This window comes from uncultured Meiothermus sp., assembly GCF_937863175.1.
Taxonomy (GTDB): Bacteria; Deinococcota; Deinococci; order Deinococcales; family Thermaceae; genus Meiothermus.
Window position 1 is genome coordinate 1 of record NZ_CALMCQ010000372.1, and the last position, 14,447, is coordinate 14,447.

Consider the following 14,447-nt stretch of genomic DNA (forward strand, 5'->3'; position numbering starts at 1 on the left):
GCGAGATCACCGAGGCCCTCAAGAACTACCTGGAGAAGAAGATGGCCCGGCTGGATCGTCACTTCGACGACAGCGTGGAAGCTCGAGTGGTGCTCTCGATGGCCCAGGGTGCACGGGTCGAGCGCAAGGCCAAGGCCGAGATTCAAGTCAATGTGCCGGGGGGTATGGTGCGGGTGGAAGAATCCGACCCCGACATGTATGCGGCCATAGATCGTTCGATTGATCGCCTCGAGTACCAGCTCAACCGCTACAAGGAACGCCACTTCCAGCGGACTCGCCAGCCAGTTCCCGAGCCAGTTTTGATGGGGGCTGGACAGGCTGAGCTCGAGGAAGAAGCCTCACCCCGCATTGTCCGCACCAAGCGCTTTAACATGAAACCCATGACCCCCGAGGATGCCGCCTTTGAGATGGAGGCCCTCGGACACGATTTCTTTGTGTTCCGCAACTCCGAGACCGAACAGATCAACGTGATTTACCGCCGCCGCGACGCCAACTACGGCCTGATCGAACCCACCACCTGAATGGTTCAGGACGGTCGCGCGGCCCCGGGGCGGCTGCCGTAGAAGGCGCGCCCCACCGCCAAACCCGGAGGCAACCAGGGTGCCCGTAACCCTGCCGATGGAACCTGCGGGCTGAAACCCCTCTGCGGGACGCTGCGGAAGGCTCTTTTTGTAGCAGGGTGCTGCAAGCCACGCCCTCGAGGCCCCCGTCTCGCCGCACCGGCCCGGCCACGTTACACCCGCATAAAATTGACGTTAAGTCGCTACTTTTCCTGCACATCAGGTTTTTCTGAGATACCATGGCGGTAATTGTGGGTTGTTGACTATTGAGGGTCTCAACCATGGCCCCCATCCGGGGGGAGGAATTATGAGTGAACTGGTGCCTGGACTGCTGGTGATGGGTCTACTGCTGGGGTACATACTGGTTTTTTGGGACGAGCTGGTTTTCGATCTGGCCTATCTATTGCGCTACCGCAAGCTCCAGAGCCAGACCTTGAGCCCCGAAGAGCTCGAGGCCGACAAACCCAGACGCATGGCGGTTTTCCTGCCTACCTGGCAAGACGCCGCCAGCATTACCCCCATGGTTCGGTCTACGCTGGGCTACACCAATTACTCCCCTCTGCACCTGGATTTTTTTGTGGGGGTCTATCCCAACGACCCAAAGACCCTCGAGGCGGTCGAAGCCCTCTCACAGGAGTTCGTCAATGTGCACATGGTGGTCAGTGATCGCCCTGGCCCCACGCCCAGGGCGCAGTTGCTCAACTTCATGGTGGGCTATCTCGAGCGCTTCGAGCGCAACAACCGGCTCGAGTTCGAGATGGTCGCACTCCACAGCGCGGATGATGTGATACACCCCTACACCTTCAAGCTCTACAGCACCCTGCTGCGAAAATATCCCGCCGTGCAGTTGCCGGTGCTATCGCTGGCATCCCGGGGCAGTTTCTGGAGGCATTTACTGGAAGCAGGCTATGCGGGCGATTCTGCCGAGGAACAGCTTCGTCACCTACCGATTCGGGAAAACCTGGGGTTATTTGTGCCGTCTGCCCTCACCGGGTTTGCCTTGCGCCGTGCGCTACTGTCCGGGATGGCCAGCCACGGCCATATCTTTGGCGTACGGCCCGATGCAACCGACTTCGACCCCGCCCTGCGGCTATGGCAGATCGGCTACCCCGTCCACTTTCACTTGCAGCCCATCTGGCGGTTGGACGACCAAGGGCAGGCCCGGCGTGAGGTTATTTCGGTGAAACAGTCCCTGGGCTGCCGCAATGCCATCAGCAGGAACAAAGGATACTGGACCTATGGTCTGGGCAAGCACCTGCTCGGGTTGCTGCTGGGCCGTCCTCCATCCGAAAAGACCCGGCTGCTACTGCCCCCCAAGCACACCCATACCCTGCTCAACCTGGCCCATTTGATCGGTTTCCCCACCTGGGTCTATGCCCTCCTGGCCCAATTCCCTGGCTGGGCTGGGGCTGGCAGTCCGGCGGTAGGGGTGGTCGCCCTTGCGGGTGTCATTCTGATGGTTCGTGGGGCCATGCGCCACACGGCCGTACACACCCTCTACGGTTCCCAGGAAGCCGGCAAGGCCTCGCTGCTGCCGCCCGGTTTTCCCCTGCGCTGGATTTTGCTGGGGTTACTGCATCTAAAACCCTCCAGGGCCAAACCTGCTTACGCCGGGGAGGCCCACCTCGAGGCCAGCCGGCTGCGCCTGGGCGACCAGTTGCTCTTCTACAACGACCTCTCGGCAAAACAGCTCGCCCTGGCTGTACAAATGCAGGAGTATGGCGTCTGCCGTCCCCGTTTGGGGGAGATCCTGGTGGCCGAGAACTGGATCAGCGAGCAGACCCTGCGCAAACGACTATCCGAGTTGCGCTGGACAAAAATGGCAGCCACGGTCGCCAAGCAGACCCAGGCCCTCAGCAACCCCACCTACTATCCCCGCGACCTGCACCGCCGCAAACCAGGGCAGGTCAACCAGGAAAAAAACCCTACCGTGCTCACCGATACCCTGCTTTAGAAAAGACCAACCCTTTCCCGGTAATAGCAGCAGGACTTGCCGATGGCTACCCGGGGAACGGCAACTCCGGTATGGCATGGCCGGAAGCCTGAAGGAGCAGAGAGGGCTTGGCCCAGCTCACCCCCGATGGTAGAGGGGATGGTCTTTGTGAAGCCGGCAGGATAGACCTGTACTGGAAGTATTCTGAACACTGGCTCGGAACTGCTGGAAAGTCCGGCCCGCTCCACCCCGCCGCAGGGGGGTCGAACCCGTACAACTTTCCAACCGTTGGGCGGAAGGATATGCTGCTGCCATGCGACTCCCAACTGGTTTTCGCGCGGGCGCAGCCCAGGCTGGAATCAAGCCATCGGGCAGGCCTGATCTGGGGTTGTTGGTCTCGAGTACCCCCTGCAACTGGGCTTTTGTGGGAACCCAGAACCGCGCAGCCGCGCCCAGTGTCCTGCGCGGACGCGCCCTCCTGGCAACCCGCAGACCGCTACAGGCGATTGTGGTCAATGCGGGCAACGCCAACTGCGCTACCGGAGAACCAGGTTTTCTGGCCGACCGGCAGATGGCCCAGCTCGCTGCCGCACAGCTAAACATTGCTCCCGAAGCTGTCCTGACCAGCTCTACTGGGGTCATTGGCCAGCCTTTGCCAGTAGAGAAAATTGAGAAGGGACTCCCCCGTATTGCCCTGGGTCTGGATATTGACCCCTTCATGGAGGCCATCATGACCACCGACCTGGCGCCCAAGATGGCCGAAGCCTCCCTCTCCACCGGAGCGCGGGTGGTGGGCATCTGCAAAGGCAGCGGCATGATTCAGCCCAACATGGCCACCATGCTGGCCTATCTGGTCACCGATGCCGCCATTGCCCAGGACGAGCTGCGCCAGGGCTGGCAGGGTGTGATGGACAAAAGCTTCAACCAGGTCACGGTAGACACCGATACCTCGACCAACGACCTGGCCGTGCTCCTGTCCAACGGCGCAGCAGGGCCGGCAGACCTGGGCGAGTTCTGGCAGGCGGTGGAACAGGTCTGTGTGGAACTGGCCCGCAAGCTGGCCCGCGATGGCGAAGGGGCCACCAAACTGATGACCGTAAAAGTTACCGGGGCCGCCAGCGACGCCGAGGCCCGCAAAGCCGCGCTCTCGGTAGCGGCCAGCCCCCTGTGGAAAAGCGCCCTGTATGGCAACGACCCCAACTGGGGCCGCATCATGATGGCGCTGGGAAAGTCGGGGGCCAGCTTGGAGATTGACCGGATCCAGATTTCCCTGCAAGGCATAGGGTTGTACGCAGGCCGGGTGCTGGACTTTAACCGGGCCCAGGCCAGCCAGGCCATGCAAGCCGAAGAAGTGCTGATTGAAGCCGATCTTGGCCTGGGCGAAGGGGAGGGAACAGCCTGGGGCTGCGACCTTACCGAGGGTTATGTGCGGATTAATGCACTCTATACCACCTAAATACCGTGAAACAGAGTGACGCGAAAATGACACGAAGATGATAGACTACTTTTGGAGGTGAGCAAAATATGAAACGTTTAGCACCCCTGGTCGTGTTGTTTGCGTTGATGTTCGGCTCTCTAGGAAAGGCCCAGTCGGATGGCTTTGGTATCTACTCGGGCTGGCCCACCTGGATCGGGGTTCAGTACCAGGTCAGTAACTTCCGCGTGGGTGCCGGTTTTGCTTTTGCTGGGCTGGGGGCCGGGGCGGACTACATGTTCGTCGAGCAGGCTCTCCCTGTAGCACCGGGTTTTGATCTGAGCTGGTATGCCGGTGCTGGAGTTTCAGCGGGCCTATGGACTTTCTTAGGAGTGGGCGGTATCTACATCTTCCCCCATGGCCTTATTGGCATCGAGTATGCGTTTCCAGGACTGCCGTTTAGCGTCTATGGGGAAGGCCAGCTAGGCTTTGGCATCTTTACTGGGAGTGTGGCTGGTGTTGGTGGGCTTGACTACAATTTCCGAAGCGGCCTAATTTTCAGACCCTGAGCAGCTGCTAGGATAGAGGGGTGCGTTACGCGCCCCTACTTTTTTTGTTGTTGCTTACGGCCTGTTACCGACCAGGGGATACCCAGCCGCCCCTGATTGGCATCACCCAGCCCCAGAGCGGGGTGCTCTCGCAGCGCTCGTTGCAGGTGCAGGGGTACGCGCTAGACGATGTGGGGATACAGAGTGTAAAAGCGGGCGGAAAGGAACTGCTCTCCGAGGCCAACCGGGGTCAGAAACTGGTGCGCTTTAGCTTCCGGGTGCAGGCCCCGCAGTCGGGGCAGGTGGAGATCCGGGTGGATGCTACGGATACCAGCGGGCAGACCCGCACCGTGCGGCTGCCGATGGTGCTGGATGCCCGCCCACCCCAGATTGTGATCGAACGGGCCGAACGGGTGGTGACGGTGGTGCAGCCGGCCCGCACCCGTACCCTGCCCGATGGCACCGAGGAGGAAATCCCGGCCCGTACCGAATCCACCCTGCAAATTTCCGGGCGGGTGCTGGATGACACCGGGGTGGATCGGGTCACGCTGCAATACAACCGAACCTTCAACCCCCTTTCCCTGCCCAAGGGCAGGGAAGTAAATTTTTACGTGGAGGTGCCGGTGCGTCGCGCCACCCTGATTGCTGTAGATGTAGCTGGCAACCGTACTAGCGTGGGTGTGAGCCGCTGATTTACTTGCCCAGCACAGAGGTGGTCTGGCGGATGGCAAGGCCGCGGCTGGTCGGACGCAACCCTTCTCCGAAGACCTCGAGCCATCCCGCCTGCAAAGCTTTTTCCCTGGCCTGGCGCAGGAACCGAGGGTTCCAGCCAAATTCCGCCAGGATTTCCTGCTCGGGAACCGGGCGGTCGTGGTGGGCCAGGTGGGCCAGCAGCAGGCGGGCTGCGACCTCGAGCCGTTGCCGCTGCCGGCGCACCCGGCTGGTCAGGAGGCCCTCCAGTGGCGAGAAAAGGAAAGCCAGGGCAAAACACAGACCCGCCACCGTTGCCATCATGCCGGCAATTGAGGCGTCCAGCCAGATGGCCAGCCCATAACCAGCCAGACTGGAAACAATACCGACCCCTACTGCCAAACCAATCATGATCGGTAAGCGCTGGGTTAGCAGATAAGCAGTCGCCGGGGGAATGATCAAGAAGGCCACAATCAGGATCGCCCCTACCGACTGGAAGGCTCCCACTGCAGTAAAAGAAACCAGGCTCATGAGCGCATAGTGCAAGACCCCCGGGGCAAACCCCAGGGCGGCAGCAAGGCCAGGGTCGAAGGTGGAGAGCTTCAGCTCTTTGTAAAACAACAAGATAAACCCCAGGTTGAGCAGGGTCAGCAGGCCCAGCACCACCCACGACTCGGGGATTTCGCGGCCCCACAGCGTTGTGGTTTCGAAGGGAGCAAAGGCAATTTCGCCGTAGAGTACCGCGTCCATGTCCAGGTGAACGTCGCGGTAGTATAGCGAGACGGCCAGCACACCCAGGCTAAACAGGGCCGGGAAGACGATTCCAATGGCCGCGTCGTTGCGCACCTTGCCGGTGCGGCTAAGCCACTCCACCAGGGTCACGGTAGCCAGGCCGGCAGTAGCCGCCCCCAGTAACATCGGCAGGCTTGCGCGGTCACCGCTGGTGAGCCAGAAAGCCAGCACGATGCCTGGAAAAACGGCGTGCGAAATGGCATCGGACATCAGAGCCATGCGGCGCAGCACCAGAAAAGTACCCACCAGGGCCGAGGCGGTAGAGACCAGGATGGCGGTGAGGATGATGACCAGATCAACGTTCATAGGCATGTCCAGGCTCGCGAACCGCGACTCAGGGGTGTTTGGTTGGCAGGCCCACCCGCATGGCCTGCTCAAGCTCGTGGGACTTCTGGTCACCGACTGGGGTCAGGGCAAAACCCTCTTTGCTGGGCTGAACCCAGCCTCGAGCCCGCAACTCCTCCAGGTGCTGCCGGGTCAGGGCCAGCGATTCGCGACGGCGCAGGGCCAGCGTTTCCAGGGTCAGCACGTCGTGGTTGTGCAGCACATGGGCGTCTAGCAGAAGGCGCTCGAGGTGAACCCGGCGGCGGTTCTGCCGGGATCGAACCCAGTCCCACACCAGCCCGCGCAAAGGCGCCAGGAACAGGGAAACCAGGAGGATCACGCTGACTGAGAGGATAATCAGAGGGCCAGTGGGGAGGTTTTCCCGACTGGCGGAGATCAGGGCCCCGCTCAGACCCGCCAGCGCGCCAAACCCTGCCGACAGCCAGAGCATTGCTGCGAGCCGGTCGGTCCACTGGCGGGCGGCAGCAGCGGGTGCAATCAGCATGGCGGCCATCAGAACCACCCCCACCGTTTGCAGTCCCACCATCACCGCCAGTACTGTCAGCGAGGTGAGGAGGGTTCCCAGGCTGCGTACCGGCAGGCCCAGGCTGGTGGCGTAGTCGGGGTCAAAGGTGACCAGCTTGAACTCTTTGTATAGCAAGCCCACCAGCAACAGCGCAATGCTACCCAGGACGATAAAGTTCAACACGTCCGAGGTCACAATGGCGGAGGCCTGTCCGAAGATGAATCGGTCCAGGCCGGCCTGGTCGGCATCTTCGCGGTGCTGGATGAAGGTCAGCAGTACGATGCCAAAGCCAAAAAAACTGCTGAGCATCACCCCCAGGGCCGAGTCCTCGGGCAGGCGGGTGTTTCGCAAAACGGCCAGTACCAGCAAGGAGGCCAGCCAGCCAGCCAGCCCCCCGCCCAGCAGCAAGACCAGGGGAAGCTTGACCCCTGTGAGAATGAAAGCCAGCGCTATCCCCGGTAGCGCGGCATGGGCCAACACCTCTCCCAGCAAACTCTGGCGGCGTAGCATGGCAAAAGCACCCAGCACCCCGCCAATTACACCTAGCAGGGCCGCGCCCAGCACCACGTTTCGCAGGGTGTAGTCGGTAAAAATATGTATGAACACTTCCATAAATGAACCAGCCGATAGGAGAGGATGGCACGACCATCTAGCCGTAATTTGAGTCGCCCGCTATCAGAATGTTACCCTGATCGCCGAGCGTACCCGGTTCCAGGCCCAGCCCAGCAGCAGCCGCTCCGACTCGAACCAGCGGTAGGTGGGGCTGCCACGCCAGCGTTGTAGCAGCCACAGCCCGGACTCAATTAGCAGATAAACGCCTACCACCAGTAGCGCGCTCTTCCAGAAGACCAGCCTACCACCCGCTACAGCCCCAAGCAGCAGGCCCGCCTCCAGAATCATGAAGGGTATCTCGATAAAGACTTGTAACAACAGCAGCTTACCCGCCAGCCGCAGAGCCTGGGAGGCTCCGGGCCGGCTTAACCACCGATCAAGCCAGGGCTTCATATCGGATTGGCGGCCAGCCTCTTGCCGTAGGTGGCCTCGAGGTTTTCCGGAGTAAAGGTCTGGTCTATGGGGCCGCTGGCAATCACCTGGACGTTTAGCAGGGTCAGGTGGTCGAAATAGTCGCGCACCGTCTCGAGGTCGTGGTGTACCACCACCACGGCTTTCCCATAGCCCTTGAGCTCGTGCAAAACCTTCAGGATAGCCTCTTCGGTGACGGCGTCCACCCCGGCGAAAGGCTCATCCATAAAGTAAAGGTCGGAGTCCTGGGCCAGGGCGCGGGCCAGAAAAACCCGCTGTTGCTGTCCGCCGGACAACTGAGAGATCTGCCGCCCCGCAAACTCGCTCATAGAGACCTGCTCCAGGCAGCGCAGGGCCGCTTCGCGCTCGAGCCTGCCGGGCCGCCGAACCCAGCCCAGCCTGCCATACAGCCCCATCATCACCACATCCAGCACGCTGGTGGGGAAGTCCCAGTCCACCGAGCCCCGCTGGGGCACATAGCCAATCCGGGCGCGGGCCTGGGCCAGTTGTTGCCCAAAAAACCAGACCTGCCCCGAGGCCCTGGGCACCAGACCTAACACGGCCTTGATCAGGGTGGACTTCCCTGCTCCATTAGGGCCCACGATGGCCGATAGCTGTCCGGGCGGCACCGCCAAATCCACGTCCCATAGCGCAGGTTTCTCGCGGTAGACCACGGTCAGGTCCCGCACTTCCAGCGGTGCCAGGCCTGAGGGTCGCAGCAGGGCCGGGCCAGATACGGGATGCGTCAAGGAACACCTCCCAGCAGGCCGCTCACAATCGTGCGCACATTGTGTTCCATCATCCCCACGTAGGTTCCTTCGGGGGTGCCGGGGCTGCCAGCGGCATCGGAAAACAACGTACCCCCTACCGTGACGGTCGCCCCCCTGGCCCGCACCGCTGCCACCACCGCCTCGATAGCCCGGCGGGGCACGGTGGCCTCCACAAAAATAGCCCGAATCCTGCGCTGGACTATAAAATCGGCCAGAAGGCGGATATCGCGTACGCCGGCTTCGGTCACCGTGGAGATTCCTTGCAGCCCCCGCACCTCGAGGCCATAGCGCCGACCAAAGTACCCAAAAGCGTCATGGGCGGTGATCAAGACCCGTTGACCCGAGGGAACCCGTGCCATCTGCTGGAGGATGAAGGCATCCAGCCGCTCGAGCCGCTGGACATAGGCTGCGGCATTGGCACGGTAGGTGCTGGCTCCGGCAGGGTCTACTTTGCTCAGGACATCGCGCACCCGATGGACGGCCAGCTTCCACAGGGTGACATCGAACCAGACATGGGGATCGTAGGCATAGGCCTCCCCTGGGGTCTGGATCAGTCGTTCTCGCGGAATGGCATCGGCCACCGCGACGGTATTGGGCATGCGCTCCAGAAGTTCCATCAGCTTGCCTTCCAGATGGAGCCCGACATAGAAGACCAGGTGGGCCTCCCGCAGCTTGCGCACATCGCCCGCTGAAGCCTTGTAGAGGTGCGGATCCACACCGGCACCCATCAGACCCTCCACCCGAACCCGGTCAGCGCCAACCTGCTGCACCAGATCGGTGACGAAATTGACCGTGGTCACTACCCGAACCGGGGTCTGTCGCACCGGCTGGAGCTGGCCTAGTTTGTCGGGCTGCTGGGCCTCGGCCTGGGGCAGCAGGCTTAGAGCCAGCAGCGGGAGGCTAAGCACCCATGGTTTGAAACGGCTATTCATGATCCACATGACAATCTCCCTTCGGACGTATCCACAACACCTGGGCCAGGCTCAACGGCAACAAGTAGCGTTCTCTTCCGACCTGTACCCGGCTTCCCTCGGCCACATGCTCCAGCAGTTGAATCTGGGCGCCGGGTTTAAGGCCCAGGTGAGCAAAGAGGTTGAGCGAGTCCTGATCCTGGGTGGCAACCCGGGCGACCATGCCGTACTCACCGCCTTTCAGTGCCGCCAGGCGGCGGTTGGGGGTGGTCTGGGGCAGCTCGAGGTTTGCCCCCGGGATCGTGTCGCCGTGGGGGTCGTGGGAAGGATGGCCCAGCCACTCGGCAATACGTTGTTCAAAGGCTTCAGAGATGTGGTGCTCGAGCTTTTCTGCTTCGGCGTGCACTTCTTCCCAGCCATAGCCCAGGGCCTGGTGTAGATAGGCCTCGAGCAGCCGGTGGTGGCGCAGCACTTCCAGGGCCACTTTGTAGCCCGCCACGGTCAATCGCACACCCCGGTAAGCCTCGTAGTCGACCAGCCCGAGCTCAGAAAGCTTTTTCAGCATCCCCGTTACCGAGGCGGGTTTGACCTGCATCCGGTCGGCCAGATCCTGGGTGGATACGACCAGGGTATCTTCCAGTTTGCCCATGCCTTCGCCGCCGCTGCCCAGCAGAAGCACCTGTTTCAAATAGTCTTCCTGGGCTTCGGAAAGAGGCGTTCTGGCAGCCAGCTCGTTCACAGGCTCCACCCCCCGTTGCCCACCCATAGTGAGAGCAGGGCAGTTAGCCCCAGCAAGACCATCCGCGTGTGAGGCCACACCCACCCACGGGTTTCGATTTCAATGCACCCAGAAACCAGTGTTCCCAGGCGGTAGAGCTTCTCAGCACGGCCAGGTTTATTCACGAAGGGATCCTCTCTCGGCATTTAGTCTCACCTGCCCAACTCGACTTATATTTTTAGGCTAGGCTAAACCATTTGTCAAGGGTAGCTGTGGAAGACCTAATACTGAGCTGGGGTGGATCGCCTCCCCGTGCACTGCTGCAGGTCGTATTCGAGGCAAACAGAGCTTTGGAGCAGACTTTCGCGGGAATTGTTCGGCGAGCATGCAATTGAACGGATGGGCCACAGGTTTGACACGCACTTACCACCAGGGTGGAATGCGGCCCTCGAGTATCTGCAAAATTACCGGAACGTTGTCCTGAGGCCATTGTACCGGACTCGGTTGGTTCGACCCGACCAGCGGGAGAGGCCATTTTTCGCCGAGCGCTGCGAGGGGGTGGTTCTCCGGTTTATAGAATCGCGGGATGGGGTTCGGGTAGGATCGGGTCTCTTTTTGACTCCTGTACGCCAGAGAACCGGCTGCTCCCCCATCGAGATCCAGTGCAGTCTTGGTGCGCCCAGGATTGAAATTCCGGTGAGGGTTCTACCCGGTGCACTTCGGGGGTTTGCGTCGGCGCGGCTCTGGGGCCGGGCCTTTACTGGTAGAACAAATTCCTACCGTGGAGATAGGTAGCGCCAGCCCTCCTTCGCTGAGGGGGATCCCTACGTATTTTCTGATTTCAAGATTAGCGCGCACCCTGGTGGCTCGCTTCCCCCTGGCCTGCTCTGCTGTAAACTAGGGGTTGAATGCGAACGGTTCGTGATCTGCGCCTTGCTGGCCTAATTGCCTATCTGGCGGCCCTGATTGCTGGGCTGGTTGTCTCCGGGATTGTGCACCTGGCCTTTGGACGGCGGGGTTTGTTTGGCTGGGAAGGTTTTAATTTTTTCGGCATACTCGAGAGCCTTTTCTTCCTGCTGGTATTCACCCTCTCGCTGTGGATTGCCAAACGAGCGGTCAAGGTGACCACCACCACCCTGCTTTCCGCCGGGATTTTTGCTCCCACCTCGGCCCGCAAGATGGCCCGACCGGTGCCGGTTATCAGTGCCCTGCAATCCTTCGAGGGCAACATCGCGGTGCTGCTTGAAGCAGGGCATCCGGTCGGCATCATTGGCATTGCGGACTCGCTGGTGCCCTGGGACGAGGCCCCGGTGGTTCCTGGCGAGACGGCGGCAAGCGAACTGAGCTCTTTGTTCCGCCAGCACCAGATTGTGTTTGCAGCGGACGGCGACACCATTCATGGCATGATTACCCGCGAACGCTACTTCAAGTATCTGGGCGCAAAATAGCGCTCTTTATAGATCATTCGGTCTGCCTGGCACTGGCCTGGCCAAAGAGCGGTCACGCGAGGTGAGGGAGGCCAAAGCAACCCCGAACCCAGGGCTCGGCCGTGTGCCAGAGCGGTAGATAAACATACTTTGCCTTTGGCGTGGCGTATCCTAAGTGACAACTGGAGATACCCATGACCAAAGCCCCGGATATCGTAGATTTGCTCAACCTGGCCGTAGACCGTAGCTCGAGCGACCTGGTCATCACGGTCGGTCTACCCCCGATGATCAAAATTGACGGGGAGTTCCACCCCACCGAGTATGAACCCCTCACCCCCCAGGAAACCCGTCGCCTGACCTACGCCCTGATGGACGAAAAACAGCAGCGGGTCTTTGAGGAGGAGAAGGAACTCGACTTCTCCTTCAGCCTGCCGGGCAAGGGCCGTTTCCGGGTCAATATCTTTTTGCAGCGCGGTAGCGTGGGTGGGGTGTTGCGGGTGGTGCCTTCCAACGTGAAGAGTTTTGAGGAACTGGGTCTGCCCAAGAACGTGGCCGATATCGCTATGAACCCCCGTGGTCTGGTGCTGGTGACCGGCCCCACCGGCTCAGGCAAGTCCACCACCCTGGCCTCGATGATTGATTACATCAACGAGCGCAAGCGCTGCCACATCGTCACCATCGAAGACCCTATCGAGTTCTTCCACCGCCATAAATCCTCCATCATCAACCAGCGCGAGATCGGCTCCGATACCCACAGCTTCGACAAGGCCCTGCGTTCGGTGTTGCGTCAGGCCCCCGATGTGATTCTGGTGGGGGAGATGCGTGACTACGAAACCATTGCGGCTGCCATTACGGCAGCAGAAACCGGCCACCTGGTTTGTGGTACCCTGCACACCAACAGCGCTCCTGAGACCATTGACCGTATCATTGACGTTTTCCCCCAGGCCCAGCAAGAACAGGTGCGGGTGCAGCTTTCCAACAACCTGGTCGCGGTTCTGACCCAGCAGCTTCTAGCCAAGGCCTTTGGCGGGGGGCGTGTCCTGGCCTACGAACTCATGATCGCTACCCCGGCGGTGCGGGCGCTCATTCGTGAAGGTAAGAGCCACCAGCTGGTCAGTGTAATTCAGACCGGCGGACAGTTCGGCATGATCACCATGGACGCCTACTTGTCCGATCTTTTCAAGCGCAAACTCATTACCTATGAAATGGGGCAGTCGCGCTCGGTAGATCCTAAGGAGTTTGCTCGTCTGGCGAGCGCAGGCAGCGCATCGCCCCAGACCGCGGGTATGCGCCGCACGTAAATTTTGGTAGCAGCGCACTGCTTCATCCAGGGATGTCGTTTGCGCAATTCGGGTGCAAAGCATTTGCGAGACCGAAACCTCGGCGCCATTTGCTCCACCCTCCGGGCTCGAGGGGCCTTCGATACTTTGGGCGTAATCTGAACGTTCCCACCGTTAAGGTGTGAATAGCTGGTCTCCTGGGAGCCAATTTGCGCGTAGGCTTGTAAGGTATATGGCGGGGCATTCACCGTATTAGCGGTTGGCAGGGGGCTTGCAGCGTGGCTTTATCAAGAATTCGTCGGGTGCTTAACAACCGCATCGCACAGAATGCGGCGGCTTTGTATGCCGTGCAGATTCTGTCCTATATCCTCCCCCTGATTTCATTGCCCTACCTGGCACGGGTACTCGAGCCCCACCACTTTGGCCTGGTGGCTTTTGCCCAGAGCTTTGCCAACTGGCTGACGGTGATAGGGGAGTACGGCTTCAACTACTCCGCAACCCGCTCCATTGCACGCCTGCGGGATCGGAAAGATGCTGTGGCGGGCATCGTGACCTCCATTATGGGAGCCAAGCTGCTGCTGGTCTTAGGAATGGTGGCCATGACCCTGATTGCCTGGACAGCTATTGAGAGCTTTCGCGCCCATCCCGACCTGATTTTTTGGGCATTTATGATTGCCTTCGCGGCAGCCTTCAGCCCTTTGTGGTATTTCCAGGCAATTGAGCGTACCTGGGTGGTGGCAGTTCTGGAGGGCTTTATTCGACTGGGCCATTTGATTGGGATTTTCTTGTTTGTCCGTGGCCCTGAAGACGCCTGGATTGCCCTGGCCATCCATGCTATCGCTTTTAGCGTGGCCACGACCATCGAACTCTGGCTGATGTACCGCAAGGTTCCTTTTATGTGGCCCACACTTAAGATGAGCTGGGTGGCGCTTCGCGTAAGCTGGAGCTTGTTTCTGGCTCGAGCCTCGGACAGCTTCTATACCTCGGCCAATGGGGTGATTCTGGGCCTCCTGACCACGCCCATCCAGGTGGGTTTTTTTGAGAGCGGCAACCGACTGGTGCGCCCGGGCCTGGCGATCCTGTGGCCCCTGGCTCAGGCCATCTATCCCCGCATCAACCACCTGATCAAGCGTGATGCCGATGCTGCCATGCGCCTGAGCCGCCTGGCTTTGTGGGCTACGGTGGGCCTCGGGCTGGTGGGAGGGGTGGTGCTGGCTGCGCTGGCGCCGGTTCTGATTATCCTGCTGTTCGGCGAACAGTACAAAGCCTCGATTCCGGTTTTGCAGGTGCTGGCCCTGTTGCTGCCCATCGTCGGCTTTGGGTACTCGCTCTCCATGCAGTACATGTTTCCCCGGCAGATGGATCGCGAGGTGCTGTACTCGGTGCTTAGCGCCGGTGTGCTTAACCTTGTGCTGGCAGTAATTCTGGCTCCGCGTATGGGGGCCCTGGGAATGGCCATCGCGGTGGTATCAGCCGAGGCCTGGGCTGCCGGATTCCGGTTTGTGGTACTCAAGCTGCGGAAGATCTTATG

General features: G+C 60.6%; 14 protein-coding genes. 8 read left to right on the top strand and 6 right to left on the bottom strand.

The window, feature by feature from the left end; all coding sequences use genetic code 11:
* From raiA to Q0288_RS13910, 5 genes are all read left to right on the top strand, one after another.
* Positions 1-521, top strand: a 521-nt coding sequence (gene raiA / locus Q0288_RS13890) for a ribosome-associated translation inhibitor RaiA (RefSeq protein ID WP_299431493.1), incomplete at its 5' end; no start/stop codon positions are given.
* Positions 522-867: 346 nt separating this feature from the next.
* The gene (locus tag Q0288_RS13895; protein ID WP_299431496.1) at positions 868-2,514 is read left to right on the top strand and encodes a glycosyltransferase; all 1,647 of its coding nucleotides are present in this window, start codon (positions 868-870) and stop codon (positions 2,512-2,514) included.
* 292 nt (positions 2,515-2,806) lie between these two features.
* A complete protein-coding gene (argJ, locus tag Q0288_RS13900; protein WP_299431499.1) occupies positions 2,807-3,949 on the top strand; it encodes a bifunctional glutamate N-acetyltransferase/amino-acid acetyltransferase ArgJ in 1,143 nt (380 codons plus the stop codon).
* 68 nt (positions 3,950-4,017) lie between these two features.
* The gene (locus tag Q0288_RS13905; protein ID WP_299431502.1) at positions 4,018-4,476 is read left to right on the top strand and encodes a hypothetical protein; all 459 of its coding nucleotides are present in this window, start codon (positions 4,018-4,020) and stop codon (positions 4,474-4,476) included.
* A gap of 20 nt (positions 4,477-4,496) precedes the next feature.
* Positions 4,497-5,147 (top strand): hypothetical protein, encoded by a 651-nt coding sequence (locus Q0288_RS13910; protein WP_299431505.1) that lies wholly within the window; start codon positions 4,497-4,499, stop codon positions 5,145-5,147.
* 1 nt (position 5,148) lies between these two features.
* Here Q0288_RS13910 and Q0288_RS13915 read toward each other — a convergent pair whose 3' ends face one another.
* The 6 genes from Q0288_RS13915 to Q0288_RS13940 form a co-directional block, all read right to left on the bottom strand.
* A complete protein-coding gene (locus Q0288_RS13915) occupies positions 5,149-6,243 on the bottom strand; it encodes a metal ABC transporter permease (RefSeq protein WP_299431507.1) in 1,095 nt (364 codons plus the stop codon).
* A 28-nt stretch (positions 6,244-6,271) separates the two neighbouring features.
* Complete coding sequence (locus Q0288_RS13920) at positions 6,272-7,399, bottom strand: metal ABC transporter permease (protein WP_299431510.1); 1,128 nt, start codon at positions 7,397-7,399, stop codon at positions 6,272-6,274.
* Positions 7,400-7,462: 63 nt separating this feature from the next.
* A complete protein-coding gene (locus Q0288_RS13925; RefSeq protein WP_299431513.1) occupies positions 7,463-7,792 on the bottom strand; it encodes a hypothetical protein in 330 nt (109 codons plus the stop codon).
* Complete coding sequence (locus Q0288_RS13930) at positions 7,789-8,559, bottom strand: metal ABC transporter ATP-binding protein (RefSeq protein WP_299431516.1); 771 nt, start codon at positions 8,557-8,559, stop codon at positions 7,789-7,791. Before Q0288_RS13930 ends, Q0288_RS13925 begins: the two co-directional genes overlap by 4 nt.
* Complete coding sequence (locus Q0288_RS13935) at positions 8,556-9,521, bottom strand: zinc ABC transporter substrate-binding protein (protein WP_299431519.1); 966 nt, start codon at positions 9,519-9,521, stop codon at positions 8,556-8,558. Before Q0288_RS13935 ends, Q0288_RS13930 begins: the two co-directional genes overlap by 4 nt.
* The gene (locus tag Q0288_RS13940) at positions 9,505-10,230 is read right to left on the bottom strand and encodes a metal-dependent transcriptional regulator (RefSeq protein ID WP_299431522.1); all 726 of its coding nucleotides are present in this window, start codon (positions 10,228-10,230) and stop codon (positions 9,505-9,507) included. The genes Q0288_RS13935 and Q0288_RS13940 overlap by 17 nt, the downstream gene beginning before the upstream one ends.
* An 887-nt stretch (positions 10,231-11,117) precedes the next feature.
* Between Q0288_RS13940 and Q0288_RS13945 the strand changes: the two genes are divergently transcribed.
* The 3 genes from Q0288_RS13945 to Q0288_RS13955 all read left to right on the top strand — a co-directional run.
* On the top strand, positions 11,118-11,657 hold the full coding sequence (locus tag Q0288_RS13945; RefSeq protein ID WP_299431525.1) for a hypothetical protein: 540 nt from the start codon (positions 11,118-11,120) through the stop codon (positions 11,655-11,657).
* A 173-nt stretch (positions 11,658-11,830) separates the two neighbouring features.
* The gene (locus Q0288_RS13950; protein ID WP_299431528.1) at positions 11,831-12,937 is read left to right on the top strand and encodes a type IV pilus twitching motility protein PilT; all 1,107 of its coding nucleotides are present in this window, start codon (positions 11,831-11,833) and stop codon (positions 12,935-12,937) included.
* A gap of 257 nt (positions 12,938-13,194) precedes the next feature.
* Positions 13,195-14,447: oligosaccharide flippase family protein (locus Q0288_RS13955; RefSeq protein WP_299431531.1), on the top strand; the 1,253-nt coding region annotated here is incomplete at its 3' end.